Origin of the sequence: Riemerella columbina DSM 16469, assembly GCF_000374405.1 — a bacterium.
GTDB classification, from domain to species: Bacteria; Bacteroidota; Bacteroidia; order Flavobacteriales; family Weeksellaceae; genus Riemerella; species Riemerella columbina.
The window spans coordinates 1-17,997 of the sequence record NZ_KB894281.1 but is presented as its reverse complement, the minus strand read 5'-3'; the positions used below and the strand labels follow the sequence as shown (position 1 = coordinate 17,997).

Sequence of the window (17,997 nt, the reverse complement as noted above, 5' to 3'; positions counted from 1 at the left end):
ACCGCTCCTAAAGTGGAGCGGTGTCAAATTTTATTTTAAGTGTTTGGTGATTTTCTCACTGGTTGGGCTGGTGGTACTCACATAGGAATCAATCAATTTTCCGTTTTCGTCTAAAAGAAATTTCGTAAAGTTCCAAAGAATAGTGGTATTCTTAACACCGTTCAGCTCCTTTTCTGTTAAAAATTGGAAGATAGGAGCTGTATCATCTCCTTTTACGGAAACTTTAGCCGCCATAGGGAAAGTGACCCCATAGTTACGCTGGCAAAATTCTTTTATCTCTTCATTGGTTCCTGGCTCTTGCCCTTTAAAGTTGTTTGCAGGAAACCCTACTACTACCAATTGGTCTTTATAAGTTTGGTACAACTTTTCTAAATCTTCATATTGAGGCGTAAAACCACACTCAGAGGCGGTGTTTACAATAAGGATTTTTTTACCCTTAAAGTCTGCAAAATTAATTTCCCCGCCGTCTAAACCTTCTACTTTATAATCGTAAATGGATTTTGATAACTGAGGTTGGGCTTCCTCTTTTTGTGCATCGCTATTGGATTGCTTCTTACTATTACATTGTACCAGTGCTAATACAGACAATAGGAATATAAATACTCTTTTCATAATTATTTAATTTTAAATGTATTTTCTGGAAATACTTTATTGGTTTCAATTTTAGTGAAAGTCATTACATAATTGCCTTCATTTTTAGGATTTGAAGATTCAATTCTAAAAGGCATCACGAGATTTCCCACTTTTCTAAAGTCAGAATAAGTTAGACTTTCCCCATTTTTAACTTCTTTAAGTAACATATAACTGTCGGTATCGAAGTAATATAGGGTTTTGTTTATATTTTTAGTCAGTTCTACTTTATAACAAAGTTGGTCTCCTATTTTATCTTTGCCTAGAATAGTAGCGGAAAAGCCCTTAGCTTCAAAATCTATAAAGTCGGTATCAAAACTTTGAGGTTGATAGTCTGCAAACTCTTGAAGTTTATTGTTCGCATAGTTCATCGCATAGCCTTTTTTGCCATCGTATGCCTCGATAATATTTTCTTTATTATTAATAAAAATCGTGGTTTTTGTAAGGTTGGGGCGTTGCTGATAAATTTTAATAGGATAAGCTTCGGAAATACCTAGGGTTACCTTGCCTTGCAACAGAATAGAGTTGAGCAATTTCCATTTGGTAAGTCCGCCCGTAGCTTCTATATTTTGGTTGATTATATCTTTTGCTGTTTGAGGATACGCCATAGTGGCAACTCCAAAAAACAAAATTAAAAATATCTTTTTCATGTGGATTATTTAAGTTTTAATAATTGCTTGGCGCGTTCCAAGTCTTCGGGAACATCTATACCTACGCCTACAAAATCGGTTTCTATCATTTTTATTTTCATGCCGTGTTCCAAATAGCGAATGCACTCTATTTTTTCTATTTTTTCTAGCGGTGACATTTCTAATTGGGCGAATTTCAACAATGCCGATTTCCTAAATGCATAAACGCCAATATGTTTAAAATATTTTGCATCTAGCGTTTTTTCTCTGTGATAAGGAATAACCGAACGGCTGAAATATAACGCAAAATCTTGTAAATCGGTAATGACTTTTACATTATGTGGGCTTTCAATTTCTGCTTTATCATGAAGCTGAATTTTAAGTGAAGCTAAAGAAATTTCTTGTGCCGTATCTTTTTCAAACACTGAAATCAATTGTTCTAAAGGTTCTAATTTTAGAAAAGGCTCATCGCCTTGAACATTCACTACAATATCACAATCTATATTTTCTACGGCTTCGGCAATGCGGTCACTTCCAGTTTCATGTTGCCCAGTCATCACTACTTTTCCACCATTATTGATGATTTCTTGATAAATAATTTCAGAATCTGTGGCTACAAACACTTCATCAAACAATTGGGTGTTTTTTACATTATTATATGTAGTGGTAATGACAGTTTTATCGCCTAACAACTGCATCAATTTACCGGGAAATCGACTGGCTTTATATCTGGCAGGAATTATCGCAATGGTTTTATTTCGCTTCATATTTCTTTAAAATTTCTTCAAGACGGGCATCAGGTTTGAAGTCTAATGTGTCTATCAATTTTACTTTTTGATAATCTGGGTGTAGCGTATTCAATACTAAATTATAATTATTTACGACTACCGCAGAAGGGACTTTTAGGATTAAATTTTCACCTTTTGAAAACCAATCTTCTCCCAACTCCTGACATGCCGAATAGTTTCTAAAATCTCGCCAATCTTTTGGTAATTTACTATCTTCAATTTGTAAGATAGAGGCATTGTTAGGTACTTCTATCACCATGATTTTAAAATCTTTATCATAGCCCAAGCCTCGTCGATAATACATGGTTTCCAAATACGCAAGGGCTACACTTTCAGCCGTATAGAGTACTTTTCTTCCTTCTAAATTCCACCTGCCTTCCATACCGCTGGCAAATAATGTATTGGCATATTTTCGATGTACAATCCTAAAAGCCAACATACTATACAGGGTAACCTTGGGCTAGTTTTTCTATCTCTTGGATGATGAGCTCTACACCCGCATAAGTATTAAGAAAATCTTTAGGGCATTCTTTAGAGTTGTAGAATGGGCGTTCCATCCACTGATTGAACTCGTCTAAAGTACCAAAAATTTCTTGACCTAAACTATAAAGGTTGGCAATCTTTAAAAGATGCTCGCTGTAATTTGGGTCTAAAGTCTTTTGCTGCTCACGATAATTACTAATGGTTCTTGGTGAAAGATTAATCACTGATGCCAAAGTTTTTTCGGGGATGTTTAGAGATTGTGATAAAGTATAAAATAGAGTCGTATCCATCCCTTGTCTTGCCTTTTTCACTAAGGCATAATCTCCCTGAGTTACATACTGCTGAACGGCGGTAGCACCATAACTTACCATAGGCTCTTTTACTGAACCAGAAGTATTTTTGTTTGGTTTATAGGCTTTGGTTTTCATCTTTTAAAATTTTATCTACCACAAATATATGAATTTTTTCAATATTATCATTGAATTTTTTCAATTTTAACATTTGTGGTAGACAAAAAATTATTTTAGTTGGGCTAAAGCGGCTTCTAATTTTGGTAACATTGTTTTGATATCTTCTAAAGAACATCCACCTACCGAGGATCTAAACCAAGGCATATCGCTTGCATTTCCAAAAGCTGAAAAAGGGACTAAAGCGACATCGGCTTCATTAATCAAATACATAACTAAATCCATACCGTCTTTTAATACATCACCATTCGGGGTAGATTTGCCAATATAATCGATTTTCAAAGTAAGATATAACGCTCCCATTGGCTCGATACTATCTACGGAAAAACCTTTATTTTTCATTGCAGTAATACCGTCGTGAAGGGTTTGTAAACTGTGTTGGATTTTACCTTTAAAATCATTAACGAAGGTATTTACCGCAGTTTTATCTGCTAGAAATTTAGCCGTCGCGTGTTGTTCAGGTTTTGGAGCCCAAGCACCAATGTGGGCTAAGAAAACTTTAAGTTTACTCATCAAATGCGTTGGTCCAAATGCCCATCCAACTCTTACACCAGTAGCAGCAAAACATTTTGAACCACCATCAATAAAAATAGTATAGTCTTTAACCTCTGGAACTAGACTTACTGGATTGACATGTGCTTCACCAAAAGATAGCATTGCATAGATTTGGTCATATAATAAATACAATGGTTTTTCATCTGCTGACCTGCGCTTATTCTCTTCTACAACCAATTCACAAATTTCCTTTAACTGAGAAGCCGTAAACATAGTTCCCGTTGGGTTAGATGGTGAGCATAAAGCCAATAATACCGCTCCCTCTAAATGAGGTTTTAAATCTTCCGCAGTAGGTAAAAAGTTGTTTTTCAATTTAGTTTCCACTTCTACCTTGTTTGCGGTGGTAAGGTATGAATAGTGGTTATTATTCCAAGAAGGTACGGGATATACCACTTTGTCCCCTTCATCTACAATACTTAGATAAGTGGCATAGATTAATGGTCTAGAACCACCTCCAATTTGAATTTGCTCCGGAGAATAATCTAGGTTGTACAGTTCCTTAATATCTTTTGAAACCTGCTCTCTTAGCTGTAAAATACCGTTGGCAGGAGGGTAGTTGGTTTGATTATCATCGTATGCTTTTTTTATTTCTTCTTTGAGTTTAGAAGGAATAGGGTAGATTTGTGCATTTAAATCCCCGATGGTAAGATTAGCGATATTTCTGCCTTTTGCTTTTAAGTCATTAACTTGGTTGCCAATTTTTATAATTTCTGATGCTATAAGGTTATTGGCAAGTTTTGATACTTTCATAATATTTGATTTTATTTTTAAACTAAGCCTAAATCTTGCTTAATGATTTCAATGGTTTTATTTAATTGTTCAACTTTTGGTTCAAATTCGTCTTCAGAAGTAATGGTATCTTTTAGACTGAAATAAAATTTAATTTTAGGTTCTGTTCCTGAAGGTCTTATTGCGACCTTAGTTCCATTTTCTGTATAATAAATCAATACATTGGATTTTGGAATGTCATCCATTACCGATTTTTTATCTTTGTTTAAGTCCCAAGCCATTTGCTCTTGATAGTCTTTCACCAAAACTACTTTAGAACCCGCCAAGGATTTTACAGGGTTATTTCTAAAATCAGTCATCATTTGTTTGATTTGTTCCGCGCCTTCTTTTCCTTTTTTTACAACATTCACTAAGCCTTCTTGATAAAGTCCTAAATCTTTATAGATATCAATCATGTATTGATACATCGTTCTGCCATTAGCTTTGCACCAAGCAGCAATTTCGCAGGCTAAAAGTATAGAGCCACAAGAGTCCTTATCTCTTACAAAATCCCCTGTCATAAATCCGAAACTTTCCTCACCACCACAAATGAATTTTTGAGTGCCTTCGGCTTCGCGAATCATTTTTCCAATCCATTTAAAACCCGTAAGTCCTGCTTTACACTCCACGCCATATTTTTTAGCTAAATCAAAAAACACATCCGAAGTTACAATGGTAGAACCGATAAATTCGTTGCCTTTAATTTTTCTTGAGGCTTTCCATTGCTTCAAAATATAATCGGTAAGAATCATATTGGTTTGGTTACCATTCAGAAGTTGCATTTTACCTTCAAGGTTTCTCACAGCAATACCTAATCGGTCGCCATCAGGATCAGTTCCAATTACAATATCCGCATTGGTTATTTCGGCTAAATCCATTGCCATAGTTAATGCTTTAGGCTCTTCAGGATTTGGACTTTCTACTGTTGGGAAGTTTCCACTCGGAATCATTTGCTCCTCCACCAAATCCACTTTTTTAAATCCAGCCTTTTTCAACGCTTTAGGAATTGTGGTATAAGTAGTGCCATGGATTGAGGTAAAAACAATATTTAGCAAATCGTAGCCTACTTTATCTTTTTGATACAAAGAGTTTTCCATACAAGCATCGATATATACCTTATCTTGCTCGGCACCAATCCATTCAATTAAATCATCATTACCATTAAATTTGATAGCCTCGTAAGGTGTGTTTAGTACCTCTTGAATAATGGCTTTATCATTTGGAGGTACAACCTGTGCGCCGTCGTTCCAATATACTTTATAACCATTATATTCTGGTGGATTGTGAGATGCCGTTAAAACAATACCTGCCTGACATTTTTTGTCCCTTACCGTAAATGATAATTCTGGTGTTGGGCGGTGTTCTTTGAATAATAATACTTTAATGCCATTAGCCGTTAAAACATCTGCTACCATTTTTCCAAACTCTTTAGAATTATTTCTTACATCGTAAGCAATAGCAACTTTAATGTCTTGATTTGGGAATTGTTCGTGTAGGTAATTGGCTAAACCTTGTGTGGCCTGTCCTAAAGTGTATTTATTGAGTCTATTAGTTCCTACTCCCATAATACCGCGCATACCACCAGTACCGAATTCTAGATTTTTGTAAAAGGCATCATCGAGAGAAGCATCATTGGTGTCAATTAAATGTTTTACGGTATTTCTTGTTTCTTCGTCAAAAGTATCGGAAAGCCAAATTTTAGCTTTGTCTATTGTATTCATATATTTATTATTAAGGTTTTTGTTTATTTTCAACTTTTGTTTTAGGTCCTATTTTTAATTTTCGCAAAGGATTGCCATAATATAGCAATTTTGAAGTATCATCAATATTACCACTAATTTCCTCTTTGGCAACTAATTCGGAGTAGCAATCGTTTTTAGAATTAATGGTTAAATAATCAATATCCCAATAAGGCGAAATGATACTGGCGGTGTCTTTTATATTTAAAATAGCCTCTCTAGATTTGCCCAAGAAATTGGCCCTAGATTTTTGAGTCATATCAATTGTGGTTTTTTGGGCTTCTAGTCCACCAATGAATTTGGCTTGGTCTTTAAGCGATAATTTAAATTCTGGAATTTTAATTTTTCCAGAGACATTCATTTCCACAGAATCGGATATTGAGACTTGTTTTAAAGGGGTTTTAGAATACACCGTTACGGTATAGAAATCTACAAATCCCGTTGTACGGTCTTCAATAATATTAAGCGTAGAATCTTTAATGTTAATATCTAAATTCTCAGTCAAGTTGGGGTAAGTTTCTATATTGATAAAATTTTCCTCACCAGGAACAAAAAATAATCTGTATTTCCCTTTTAGATTTATTTTGCTGAAGTTTTCTATGGGTAAATCTTTTGAAGTAATCTGTCCTTCAGGCTTTATTTTCCCGCAAGAACTAACGATGAATAAAGATACTAAAAATAGTAAGGATAAACGCATTAAAAATTTTTTTAGCAAATATACTAAATTTGAAATTTTAACCTAAGGAAATCTTAAAATAAAAATACTAGACCTCTGCTAATAAATTGGATTCTAAAATTTTATGAAAATTACTGATTTTTAGTATATCATATTAAGACTTAAATGTTTATTGCTTTCGTAGAAATGATTATATTTGCATACCTAAATTGAGTAGACTTATGAGTGAGAAAATATTGATTACAGGAGCTCTAGGGCAAATTGGTTCAGAGCTAACTACAAAATTGGTTTCAATATATGGAAGAGAAAATGTTATCGCTTCTGATATAAATGAAGGGGTAAGTGTCGCAAATTATGAAAAAATAGATGTAACCCAATATGAAAACTTAGAAAATTTTATAAAAGAGAATGGCATCACCACCGTATATCATTTGGCTTCTTTGCTTTCTGGAACATCAGAAAAAAATCCACTTTATGCTTGGCAACTCAATTTAGAGCCTTTATTACATCTGTGTGAGTTGGCTAAAGAAGGGTATCTAAAAAAAATATTTTGGCCAAGTTCTATTGCAGTATTTGGTAGAGGAATTCCTGAAAAAGAAGTAGGGCAGGAGGTAGTACTCAATCCTTCGACCGTTTATGGTATTTCTAAATTGGCGGGTGAAAAATGGTGCGAATATTATCACGAAAAATATAATGTAGATGTAAGAAGTATCCGCTATCCAGGTTTAATTTCTTGGAAAACACCTGCGGGAGGCGGTACCACAGATTATGCCGTAGAAATTTTTTATAATGCTGTAAAAAAAGGCAGCTATACAAGTTTTATTGATGCCGATACCGCCATGCCAATGCTCTATATGGACGATGCGATTAATGCGACTATTAAATTGATGCAAGCACCTGCGGAAAATCTTTCGGTATGGACTTCTTATAATCTGGGCGGTTTATCCTTTACCCCTGCGGAGCTAGCGGCAGAAATTCAAAAAGAAATGCCAGAGTTCAAAATTGATTATCAACCTGACTTTAGACAAAAAATTGCGGAGTCTTGGCCTTCTTCGATAGACGATGTCATATCCAAAAAAGATTGGGGTTTAACCTATGATTTTGATATTACAGCAATGACTAAAGATATGTTGAAAAATCTTAAAGTAAAACTCAAAGAAAATTCTATGTGTTAAAGTTTAAATACTTTAACTAACATCACCAAACACAAAATGATTATGGAAGCATTTGTAACATCAGAAATTAAAAATAATATTGCCGAAATCACCTTTGGAACGCCAAAAAGTAATGCTTTGCCAGGACATATCTTGGAACAATTAGCATCAACTATTCTTGCTGAAGGCTCTAAAAGTGAAGTGAAGGCTATTTTGTTAAAATCTCATGGCGATAGAGCATTTTGTGCAGGCGCAAGCTTTGATGAATTATTAGAAATTGAAGATTTAGAGACCTCTAAAAAGTTTTTTGGTGGCTTTGCTAAAGTGCTAAGTGCAATGAAAAATTGTGGTAGAGTTGTCGTTGTAAGAGTGCAAGGTAAAGTAACTGGTGGTGGCGTAGGCATTATTAGTGCGGCAGATTATTGTTTTGCAACCCAGCATTCATCAATAGCACTTACGGAAATTAATCTAGGCATTGGACCTTTTGTGATTGGACCTTATGTAGAGCGAAAAATTGGCGTTTCGGAGTTTTCAGCAATGACGATAGATGCTGAATTTCGCTCAGCAGAATGGGCAAAAAAGCACCATATCTACCACCGAGTATACGATTCTATTGAAGAAATGGATACTCAACTCGAAACTTTTCTTAACCAACTTTCAGAAAGAAGTCAAGAGGCTTTAGCTTGTATTAAAAAAGTGACTTGGGAAGGGACAGAGCATTTTAATAAAGTAATGCCAGAACGAATTATGATGAGTGCAAGTCTTGTTTTGGAAGATTCTGCTAAACAAAATATTCAAAATATAAAAGCGCGTTTAGCAAAGAAATAAATTTATCATAAATAAGCAAATAAAAAACTCGGTTGTAGAAATTTCTACACCGAGTTTTTTTTAATCCATCAATCTTACGCTAAACCATCAATAATCTGATTTAATGTAGAAGATGGGCGCATCGCGTTATAAGTTTTGTCTTCATTTGGACGATAGTATCCGCCAATATCCTGAGGTTTACCTTGAGCGCCTATGAGTTCTTCATTGATTTTGGTTTCATTATCTTTCATTGCCTTAGCCACAGGCTTAAAGTATTCTGCTAACTCTTGGTCATCTATTTGATTGGCTAAAGCTTCAGCCCAATACATTGCAAGATAAAAATGTGAACCTCTATTGTCAATACTTCCTAATTTTCTCGCAGGTGATTTATCATTCGCAAGGAATTTGGCATTGGCTTCATCTAAAGCATCGGCAAGCACTTTGGCTTTAGAATTATTTTGAGTTTGATATACATGCTCTAAACTCGCTTGTAATGCTAAAAACTCACCTAGGGAATCCCAACGCAAGTAACCCTCTTCTATAAATTGTTCAATATGCTTAGGTGCAGAACCACCAGCACCTGTTTCAAATAAACCACCACCATTCATTAATGGAACAATAGAAAGCATTTTTGCTGAAGTTCCTAATTCCAGAATAGGGAAGAGGTCGGTTAAATAATCTCTCAATACATTTCCAGATACAGAAATGGTGTCTTTACCTTCTCTCGCTCTTTTAAGCGTAGCTGACATTGCATCTTTTACATCCATAATTTGGATATCTAGTCCATTGGTATCATGGTTTTTAAGGTATTTTTCAACTTTTTTAATGACTTCTCTATCGTGAGCTCTACCTTGGTCTAGCCAGAAAATTGCAGGGGTTTCAGACAATCTAGAACGATTAACGGCAAGTTTTACCCAATCTTGGATAGGCGCGTCTTTGGTTTGGCACATTCTAAAAATATCTCCCGTTTCCACTTTCTGTTCTAATAGAGTATTGCCATTTTCGTTTACAACTTTAATGGTACCATCATTTTCAGCTTGGAAAGTTTTATCGTGAGAACCATATTCTTCTGCTTTTTTAGCCATAAGCCCTACATTAGGTACGCTACCCATGGTGGTAGGGTCTAGTTTGCCGTGGGCTTTCATATCATCAATTACGGCTTGGTAAAAACCAGCATAAGAACGGTCTGGGATAATGGCAAGGGTATCTTCCTCTTTACCCTCTTTGTTCCACATTTTACCGCCCCCTCTCATTAATGCCGCCATAGAAGCATCTACAATGACATCACTTGGTACATGGAAATTAGTAATCCCTTTATCAGAATTAACCATAGCTACGCGTGCACTATCGGCAAGTACTGCTTCAATATCTTTTTTAATTTCAGCTTCTTGAGGTGTGCCTTTTATTTTATCGTAAAGACTTGCTAAACCATTATTTGGATTAATGTCTAAAGATTTGAAAGTATCAGCATATTTTTCAAAAACTTCTTTGAAATAAGTTTCCACAATCGCTCCGAAGATGATAGGGTCAGAGATTTTCATCATGGTCGCCTTTAAGTGAGCAGAAAGCAATACATCTCTTCTTTTAGCTTCTTGAATGGCATCTTTTACAAAACCTTTTAAGGCATTAAGATTCATGACAGAAGAATCTATAATTTCCCCTGCTTGAAGTGGGGCGTAATCTTTTAATGTTTTTTCAGTACCTTGGTTATCAATAAAGACAATTTTAAATTTGCCATCGTGATCTACGGTAGTAGAAGTTTCAGTGCCATAGAAATCCCCGTGGTTCATATGAGCCACATCAGTTTTGCTATCTGCTGACCATTCACCCATTCTGTGAGGGTTGGCTTTAGCATAGTTCTTAACGGCTTTAGGGGCTCTTCTATCAGAGTTGCCTTCTCTTAAAACTGGATTTACAGCACTACCTAAAACTTTAGCATATTTCGCTTTTATTTCTTTTTCTTCGTCTGTTTTAGGCTCAGCAGGGTAATTAGGAATATTAAATCCTTTACCTTGAAGTTCTTCAATGGCTTCATTCAGTTGAGGAATAGACGCCGAAATATTAGGTAGTTTAATGATATTTGCTTCTGGCTTAGTTGCTAACTCCCCAAGTTGCCCCAAAGCATCGGGAACTTTTTGGTCGTCTGTTAGATAATCTGCCATATTTGCTAAAATTCTACCAGATAAAGAAATATCGGGAACTTCTATTTCGATATTGGCAGACCTCGTAAAGGCTTTAATCATTGGTAAAAAAGAATGTGTAGCCAACATTGGCGCTTCATCCGTAAGGGTGTAATAAATTTTTGATATTGACATAAACTAAATGTATTTGTATATTTAAAAGTACTTAGGTTACAAAAATAAGGAAATTTTGGAGAATAATTTCCAATTAAAAATTTTTTCAAAAAAAATATTGATAAAAATCATATTTTAAAATTTAATTTTATATAATTTACATTTAAAATTTTATATATTGATTATCAGTTTGTTATAAGTGGTTGGAATCCGTGTGATTTTGATGATATATAAAATTGTTTGTAAAATGATGTCAAAATATCAATTTAAATATAAAGTGTTAAAGTTTAGCAATCCCTATTGAAAAGGGAGATTTTTATGCATAAAATAAAATTTATGTATTTATAAATTTTATAAACTATTATTGAATGATTATACTTTAAATAATTGTAAATCTGTATTTAAATATTTTTAATAAAAAATTATTTAAATTATATTTTATTTAATTTTATGTACTAATCAATGGATAAAAAATTTTTGTATAATAAGTTTTTATTTATTAATATTGCTGGGTAATTAAAAAATAATTTCATTATGAGAAAAACTATCTTGGAAAAACTTGGAAAAAAACAAAATTTGTTGCCAATAGCAGCGGGTTTTTTACTTTTTCCAAGTTTTGCTTATGCGCAAAATGCTGAGCAAGTGAAAAAAATTAAGGAAGCCTCAAATCTACAACAGCTTCAAAAGTTACAGCATATGTTTAATAAGAAAACAATGACTGTATCTGAATTGCAATTAAAAGCAAAGCAAAATAATATTCCTTTTTCTGGAGTAACATCTAAAGGGAAAGTATTCCAATTGCAAGGCTTTGATAAAAAGGGAAAACCACTGTACTATGTAACAAACAATGTAGGAGCTGCGGCAGGGACTGAAACGGATAAAGTGGGTGTGGGTACTTATTTTAACCTTGAAGGTTCTGGTATGAAAGTTCATGAATGGGATGGTGGAAAAGTAAAAACTACACATCAAGAATTTGATAATAGAGTTGTACAAAAAGATAGTCCTTTATCTTTTAGTGCACACGCTACGCATGTTGCTGGAACTATGGTGGCGTCCGGAGTTAATCCAAATTCAAAAGGGATGGCTCCCAAAGCTACATTAGATGCTTATGATTGGAATTCGGATGAGCAAGAAATGATAGCTGCTGCTGATGCGGGAGCCCTTGTATCTAATCATTCTTATGGTTATTTAGGTGGTTTTGAATGGGGTGATTGGTCTGGTAGAGAAGGTTGGCATTGGTTTGGAACTGACGATGATACAGAGTATTTTGGATATGGATTTTATTCTGAAGTGGATCAAGATTGGGATTTAATTGCTAATAATGCACCTTACTACCTACCTGTAAAAGCTGCAGGGAACCCTAGAGGAGATGGACCAAATCCAGGAGAAAAACACTATGTAAGAAATAGTAATGGCGATTGGGTAGAGTCTACAAAAGTAAGACAAAAAAATGGCGGTGGAGATGGATTTGATTGCATCAATACTGGCTCGGTAGGTAAAAATATTTTAGTTGTGGGTGCTGCTCATAAATTGAATGGTTACTATAAAAGTCCTTCTGATGTTAAAATGGCCTCCTTTAGCGGTTTTGGTCCAGTTAACGACGGTAGAATTAAACCAGACTTATCCGGTATAGGAGTGGGCTTGTTTTCATCAAACTCTACTGGAAACGATGCATATACTTCAATGAGTGGAACTTCAATGGCATCCCCTAATGTTACAGGTTCTTTAATTTTATTACAGGAATTATATTCCAAAAAAAATAATGGAAATTTTATGAAGTCTGCCACTTTAAAGGCTTTAGCCATTGCTACAGCTCATGAAGCTGGTGCTAATGATGGACCTGATTATGCTTCAGGATGGGGGCTTCTAAATACTTATGGAGCGGCACAAGCTATTGCTCTAAATGAAAAATATACTCTTATAAAAGAGAAAAAATTAAAAAATGGTGAAGATTCTAGGCTTGATGTAGTAGCATCGGGAACAGAGCCTCTTAAAGTAACTATTGCATGGACAGATCCTGCCCCAGATTCGTTGCCAGATGACTCTGTAATAAATGACAGAAAAAAGATGTTGGTGAACGATTTGGATTTAAGAGTACTTAAAAATGGAAGTGAAGAACAGCCATGGGTCTTAGATCCTGAAAATCCAAATAATGCAGCAACTAAAGGAGATAACACAGTTGATAATGTAGAGCAGGTTTTGATTAAAAACCCAGAAGCTGGTGCCACATATACTATCATTGTAAAAAATAAAGGTCAATTAAAAACCAATGTTGTTACAACTGATGCTAATGGTAAATCACAAGTAACTTTAGTTAATACAAATACCCAAGATTATTCATTGGTTGTTACTGGGGTGAATAATGGTGTAAATAAAGATTTAGAATTAGTAAGTTCTAATGTAGAGGTTGAAGCTAAAGATTATAGTGCTAGTACACCAGTTAAGTTTACAGTTAAGAATAAAGGATTAGCCGATGTTTCTGGAGCTAAACTGAAATATAAACTGATAAACAAAGATAATGCTGATCAATTAGTTTCTGAAGGAGAAGTAGATATACCAACTTTATCTTCAGGTTCTACTCAACAGATTAATGTGAATGTTGATTTATCACAATCATTTGTGAATTTTTCACTGGAAAGTGAAATTATTTATGCTGGAGATGAAGTTGAGTTAAATAATAAAACTAGCCTTAGTTTATTTGGAACATTAGCGAATTTAAAACCAGACAATGCATCACATTCATTTGGATTTGAACATGATATGAATAAATATGGATGGACTTCTGAAGATACGGATGCCGATGGTAAAACATGGAGAAAATATGATGATCCTCAATACGCTTATGAAGGAGGTAGTTTTGTAACAAATTTCCCGGGTAATAAATCCGATGTCAACGATTGGTTGTTTTCTAATCCATTAAGCTTGAAAAAAGATGTACTTTATAGAGTTGTATTCTATGCAAGAAAATTCCAAGATCCAAAAGAGTTTATCAGTATATCTTTAGGTAATGAAGCGAAAAGCACAGCTATGACTAAAGAAATAGCACCTAGAGTAGAAGCTACTGAAGATATTTCATACAACAAGTTTTTCTATGAATTTAAAGTAGATACGGATCAAGTTGCATTTATAGGATTTAACCATAAAACAGAAGGTACGGATAAATCTTATGCATTTGCTATGGATAATGTGAAGTTTGAGTATGCAGAATCTAAGCCTCAAGCTGATTTCAAAGCAAGTAAAACAACTCCTAATACTTTTGAAACCGTAGAGTTTAAAAATACTACAGTTACGGCTTCTACTTTACCAATCAGTTCTTGGGAATGGACTTTTACTCCTTCCACAGTAACTTATCAGGATGGAACAAATGCAACCTCTAAAGATCCAAAAGTGGTATTTAACAATGAAGGAAAATACACAGTATCTTTAAAAGCTGTTAATAATAAAGGTGAAGATGTTGCGACGAAAACCAATTATGTTACAACTAAAAATACAGCTACAAAAGCTAATTTCTCTGTAAACAAACAAGAGATATTTAAAGGTGAAGCCGTGGTGTTTACCAATACTTCTACGGGTAATCCTAAGCCGGAATCTTATAAGTGGACTATTACTCCAACTGACGGTGTAGAGTATGTAGGTGGTACTAATGATACATCTGAGAATCCTAATGTTAAATTTAATAATAAAGGTAAATATACTGTATCGTTGAAAGCGACGTCACTTAATAATTCTGATACCAAAGAAGAACAGGATTTAATTACAGTATCTGAAATCTACAATAGTGTGGATAATTTAACACATGAATTGAATGTAGATAAGCTTAAATTGAAATGGGATCGTCCAGATTTAAATGCAATTTACAAAGAAAGTTTTGAAGAAGATGGTAAAATGCCTTCTACTGTAACTATATTAGATACTAATGATGATAAAAAAACTTGGACGATTACTAAAAGCTATGCTAATAGTGGTAGTTATGGCGTAATGAATTATTCATGGTATTTTACATCATACGATTCTGATGACTATCTTGTCACTTCAAAATTAAGAGGAGGAGCAGAAGTTTTGAAGTACTTTGTAAAATATCCTTATGATGAAAGATATGATGTGTATGTAGTGGAAGCTCCTGCTTCTGGGAATGTACCTACAGTAGATGAAATAAAAGCTGGTCAAAAAGTTTATGCATTAGAAGCCTCAGATAGAAAAGTTAAATTTACTGAGATGAAATTGAATATCAAGGAGTATGCTAAAAAAGATTTCTTTATAGCATTTCATCACAGAACAAAAAAAACAGATAACAGTTTTTATCTTGCTTTAGATGATATAGAGGTAGGGTATGATAATTCTGCGGCAGGTAAATCCGCAACATCTGTTGGTCTTAAAGTGACTAGTAATGAAGTTAATGATTTTAAAGCTGATTATATTAATGCCGAAAAATTAGTTTCATCACATGATCTGGAAAAACCTTCAGTTACTACAAATAACAAAGTGACTTTTGGTGCTACAAATCTACCTTACTTAACAGGTTATCAAGTAGTAAAAGATGGTACAGTAGTTAAAGATATCAATGATGTGGCTAAACGCTACTATGATGAAACCATGACTGCCAATGGTACTTATACTTACGATGTATATGCTGTATATTCGGATGGAGTTAAATCTGAAAAGAAAACAGTAGTTGTAAATATAACGAATCTATCTACTAAAGATGTAGATGCCAACTCTGGATTAAAAGTATATCCTAATCCATCTACTGGTAAATTTGTAGTAGAAGCAGAAGCAGGAGTAAGTTCACTTAAAGCAAGTGTTTACGATATGTCTGGTAAGCAGATTTTAAACAATACATTTAAAGGTAATAAGTTTGAATTGAATCTTACACAATACTCTAAAGGTGTATATATCCTTAACCTTGTTGATAACAAAGGTGTTAAACACAATGTTAAGTTGATGGTGAAATAATTTTAATTATTCACTATGATTTGAGCCGGCGGTATTCTCGTCGGCTTTTTTGTTGCAAACCAATGAAAATAAAAGTATCTTTGCTATTATGAATTTTCCAAGTAAAATCTTAGAAAAAGCTGTTGATGAGATATCGGGTTTGCCAGGTATTGGTAGAAAATCAGCATTAAGACTAGCTTTACACCTTTTAAAGCAGCCTAAATCTCAAGGTATTGCCCTTAGTGAGGCTATAAAAGACTTGGTAACAGATATTCATTACTGTAAAGATTGTCACAACTTCTCAGATGATGATCTTTGTGAAATTTGTGCCGATGAGCATCGTTACAAAGAGTTACTGTGTATTGTAGAAGATGTAAGAGATGTAATGGCGATTGAAAATACGGGTAAATACAAAGGGAAATATTTAGTCTTAGGAGGCAAAATTTCACCTATGGAGGGGATAGGTCCCAGTCAGTTAAATATTGAAAGTCTAGAGGATAAACTGAGACACCATGGGATTGCGGAGGTTATTTTCGCACTTTCTGCCACCATGGAAGGGGATACTACGGCATATTATATTTATAAAAAATTCAAATTGCTTGATATTAAATTCTCTAATATTGCCAGAGGAATTTCCGTAGGGGACGAATTAGAGTATGCCGACGAAATTTCATTAGGTAAATCTATTCTTAATCGTATTCCTTATGATGAAAAATCTTAAGTGAGCCTATGAAGAAATTAAGTATTATCATCGTTAATTATAATGTCACAGCTTTTTTAAGAGAGTGTTTGAACTCCATTCAGCAATACCATGATGGTGTAGATTATGAAATCATTGTGGCGGATAATTGTTCACCAGATAGCAGTTGGAAGGTGCTTAAGTGTGAATTTCCAGAGGTGAATTTTTTAGAATTACCTCAAAATTTTGGATTTGCTGTGGCTAATAATACAGCGATTGAAAAAGCAAATGGAGAATATATTTTACTTTTAAATCCCGATACGGCTTTTGAAGAACATGGAATTAAAACCATATTAGATTTTGCCGATAACACACCAAATTTTGGAGCTTTAGGTGTGAGAATGCATGATGCAAAAGGAGCGTTCTTACCAGAAAGTAAACGCTCTATTCCAGATTATGCTAATGCTTTTGAAAAATTATTTTTACCATTTTTTGTAACGCAAACTTCAAGGAAAAACTATTATAGAAATGATATTTCGGAACGGAAAATTGCACCAATAGAGGTTTTAACAGGAGCTTTTTTGCTAATGAAAAGAGCGGTATATAATGAGGTAGGAGGCTTAGATGAACGGTATTTTATGTATGGAGAAGATATAGATTTATGCTATACTTTAATCCAAAAAGGATATCAAAACTATTATTATGGTGCGTATTCTATATTACATCACAAAGGGCAGAGTACCATGAAGGATAAAAAATATTTAGACCGATTTTATGGGGCAATGTATCTATTTTTAGAGAAGTATTATAAACAAAACCCAATTAAATTTTTTATTTTAAAATCTGGATTAAAGTTAAAATCTTTTATTGAATATTATAAATTAAACAATTAGCCAAAAAGCAAAATTACATAAAAAATCGTAACTAACTATAAAATAGAAAATTAATTGTTCATTTACCTCTAACTTGCAGACTGTGATTTACTGAGNTTAGACCCAAAAAGACAAAGTTGAGTTACTTATTAGTTACTTGATTTGTGTTGGAAGTTTTTTATAAAAGAGTTTATATTTCAGNACTTTGCGTAAAATTTCATCTTTCATTGTTACTCAATAGAAACTAATTTAGTAACCTAAAATATTGAGTGATGAAACAGACAAAAAGAACAACNTTCACAGTATTGTTTTACCTAAAAAGAAAAAATCCAAAAGCGGATGGAACGATTCCTATTATGGCAAGAATTACCATTAACGGAAAGAACGAACCCTTTTCTACCAAGTTGAGTTTATCTCCTTCGTTGGACTTGCAGAATAGTCAAGTGTGCGGAAAAACCAATGAAGCCAAACAAATCAATAAAAAGTTAAAGGCAATTGAAACCAATATCCAAAATATTTATAGC

General features: G+C 34.0%; 15 protein-coding genes. 6 read left to right on the top strand and 9 right to left on the bottom strand.

The annotated features are described in order from the left end of the window. Positions 1-30 precede the first annotated feature (30 nt). The 8 genes from C237_RS0111155 to C237_RS0111115 form a co-directional block, all read right to left on the bottom strand. Positions 31-612 carry a glutathione peroxidase gene (locus C237_RS0111155; protein WP_018676544.1) on the bottom strand — a complete coding sequence of 194 codons (582 nt, stop codon included), beginning with the start codon at positions 610-612 and terminating at the stop codon, positions 31-33. 2 nt (positions 613-614) lie between these two features. Beyond that, positions 615-1,280, bottom strand: coding sequence for a LolA-like protein (locus C237_RS0111150; protein ID WP_026315658.1), 666 nt, complete (start codon positions 1,278-1,280; stop codon positions 615-617). A 5-nt stretch (positions 1,281-1,285) separates the two neighbouring features. Then, positions 1,286-2,026, bottom strand: a complete 741-nt coding sequence (kdsB, locus tag C237_RS0111145; protein ID WP_018676542.1) for a 3-deoxy-manno-octulosonate cytidylyltransferase — start codon at positions 2,024-2,026, stop codon at positions 1,286-1,288. Continuing rightward, positions 2,013-2,486 carry an RES family NAD+ phosphorylase gene (locus tag C237_RS0111140; protein ID WP_026315657.1) on the bottom strand — a complete coding sequence of 158 codons (474 nt, stop codon included), beginning with the start codon at positions 2,484-2,486 and terminating at the stop codon, positions 2,013-2,015. The genes kdsB and C237_RS0111140 overlap by 14 nt, the downstream gene beginning before the upstream one ends. 1 nt (position 2,487) lies before the next feature. Further along, on the bottom strand, positions 2,488-2,958 hold the full coding sequence (parS, locus tag C237_RS0111135) for a type II RES/Xre toxin-antitoxin system antitoxin (RefSeq protein WP_018676540.1): 471 nt from the start codon (positions 2,956-2,958) through the stop codon (positions 2,488-2,490). 90 nt (positions 2,959-3,048) lie between these two features. Continuing rightward, positions 3,049-4,302, bottom strand: coding sequence for a pyridoxal phosphate-dependent aminotransferase (locus C237_RS0111125; RefSeq protein ID WP_018676538.1), 1,254 nt, complete (start codon positions 4,300-4,302; stop codon positions 3,049-3,051). 17 nt (positions 4,303-4,319) lie between these two features. Further along, positions 4,320-6,041 (bottom strand): phospho-sugar mutase, encoded by a 1,722-nt coding sequence (locus tag C237_RS0111120; protein ID WP_026315656.1) that lies wholly within the window; start codon positions 6,039-6,041, stop codon positions 4,320-4,322. 10 nt (positions 6,042-6,051) lie between these two features. Further along, entirely contained in the window at positions 6,052-6,756 is a 705-nt protein-coding gene (locus C237_RS0111115) for a GIN domain-containing protein (protein ID WP_018676536.1), read from the bottom strand. Between the two features lie 200 nt (positions 6,757-6,956). On the opposite strand from C237_RS0111115, the gene C237_RS0111110 reads away from it, so the two are divergent. Together C237_RS0111110 and C237_RS0111105 are read left to right on the top strand one after the other, a co-directional pair. Then, positions 6,957-7,910, top strand: coding sequence for an NAD-dependent epimerase/dehydratase family protein (locus tag C237_RS0111110; protein WP_018676535.1), 954 nt, complete (start codon positions 6,957-6,959; stop codon positions 7,908-7,910). Between the two features lie 42 nt (positions 7,911-7,952). Further along, positions 7,953-8,717: an enoyl-CoA hydratase/isomerase family protein gene (locus C237_RS0111105; RefSeq protein WP_026315655.1), complete on the top strand. Its 765-nt coding sequence runs from the start codon at positions 7,953-7,955 to the stop codon at positions 8,715-8,717. Between the two features lie 74 nt (positions 8,718-8,791). Here the strand turns inward: C237_RS0111105 and C237_RS0111100 are convergent, their stop codons facing one another. Then, positions 8,792-11,011, bottom strand: coding sequence for an NADP-dependent isocitrate dehydrogenase (locus tag C237_RS0111100; RefSeq protein WP_018676533.1), 2,220 nt, complete (start codon positions 11,009-11,011; stop codon positions 8,792-8,794). 513 nt (positions 11,012-11,524) lie between these two features. Here C237_RS0111100 and C237_RS0111095 point away from each other — a divergent pair. From C237_RS0111095 to C237_RS13460, 4 genes are all read left to right on the top strand, one after another. Then, the gene (locus tag C237_RS0111095) at positions 11,525-15,943 is read left to right on the top strand and encodes a S8 family serine peptidase (RefSeq protein WP_018676532.1); all 4,419 of its coding nucleotides are present in this window, start codon (positions 11,525-11,527) and stop codon (positions 15,941-15,943) included. Positions 15,944-16,031: 88 nt separating this feature from the next. Further along, complete coding sequence (recR, locus tag C237_RS0111090; RefSeq protein ID WP_026315654.1) at positions 16,032-16,643, top strand: recombination mediator RecR; 612 nt, start codon at positions 16,032-16,034, stop codon at positions 16,641-16,643. Positions 16,644-16,651: 8 nt separating this feature from the next. Then, on the top strand, positions 16,652-17,494 hold the full coding sequence (locus C237_RS0111085) for a glycosyltransferase family 2 protein (protein ID WP_018676530.1): 843 nt from the start codon (positions 16,652-16,654) through the stop codon (positions 17,492-17,494). 251 nt (positions 17,495-17,745) lie between these two features. After that, on the top strand, positions 17,746-17,997 hold a 252-nt coding region (locus C237_RS13460), incomplete at its 3' end, for an Arm DNA-binding domain-containing protein (RefSeq protein WP_033399026.1).

Coding starts and splice junctions, on each gene's coding strand:
- C237_RS0111085 (WP_018676530.1), top strand. CDS start 16,652: ATGAAGAAATTAAGTATTATCATCGTTAATTATAATGTCACAGCTTTT.
- C237_RS0111100 (WP_018676533.1), bottom strand. CDS start 11,011: ATGTCAATATCAAAAATTTATTACACCCTTACGGATGAAGCGCCAATG.
- C237_RS0111120 (WP_026315656.1), bottom strand. CDS start 6,041: ATGAATACAATAGACAAAGCTAAAATTTGGCTTTCCGATACTTTTGAC.
- C237_RS0111095 (WP_018676532.1), top strand. CDS start 11,525: ATGAGAAAAACTATCTTGGAAAAACTTGGAAAAAAACAAAATTTGTTG.
- recR (WP_026315654.1), top strand. CDS start 16,032: ATGAATTTTCCAAGTAAAATCTTAGAAAAAGCTGTTGATGAGATATCG.
- C237_RS0111150 (WP_026315658.1), bottom strand. CDS start 1,280: ATGAAAAAGATATTTTTAATTTTGTTTTTTGGAGTTGCCACTATGGCG.
- C237_RS0111115 (WP_018676536.1), bottom strand. CDS start 6,756: ATGCGTTTATCCTTACTATTTTTAGTATCTTTATTCATCGTTAGTTCT.
- kdsB (WP_018676542.1), bottom strand. CDS start 2,026: ATGAAGCGAAATAAAACCATTGCGATAATTCCTGCCAGATATAAAGCC.
- C237_RS0111140 (WP_026315657.1), bottom strand. CDS start 2,486: ATGTTGGCTTTTAGGATTGTACATCGAAAATATGCCAATACATTATTT.
- C237_RS0111155 (WP_018676544.1), bottom strand. CDS start 612: ATGAAAAGAGTATTTATATTCCTATTGTCTGTATTAGCACTGGTACAA.
- C237_RS0111110 (WP_018676535.1), top strand. CDS start 6,957: ATGAGTGAGAAAATATTGATTACAGGAGCTCTAGGGCAAATTGGTTCA.
- C237_RS0111105 (WP_026315655.1), top strand. CDS start 7,953: ATGGAAGCATTTGTAACATCAGAAATTAAAAATAATATTGCCGAAATC.
- parS (WP_018676540.1), bottom strand. CDS start 2,958: ATGAAAACCAAAGCCTATAAACCAAACAAAAATACTTCTGGTTCAGTA.
- C237_RS0111125 (WP_018676538.1), bottom strand. CDS start 4,302: ATGAAAGTATCAAAACTTGCCAATAACCTTATAGCATCAGAAATTATA.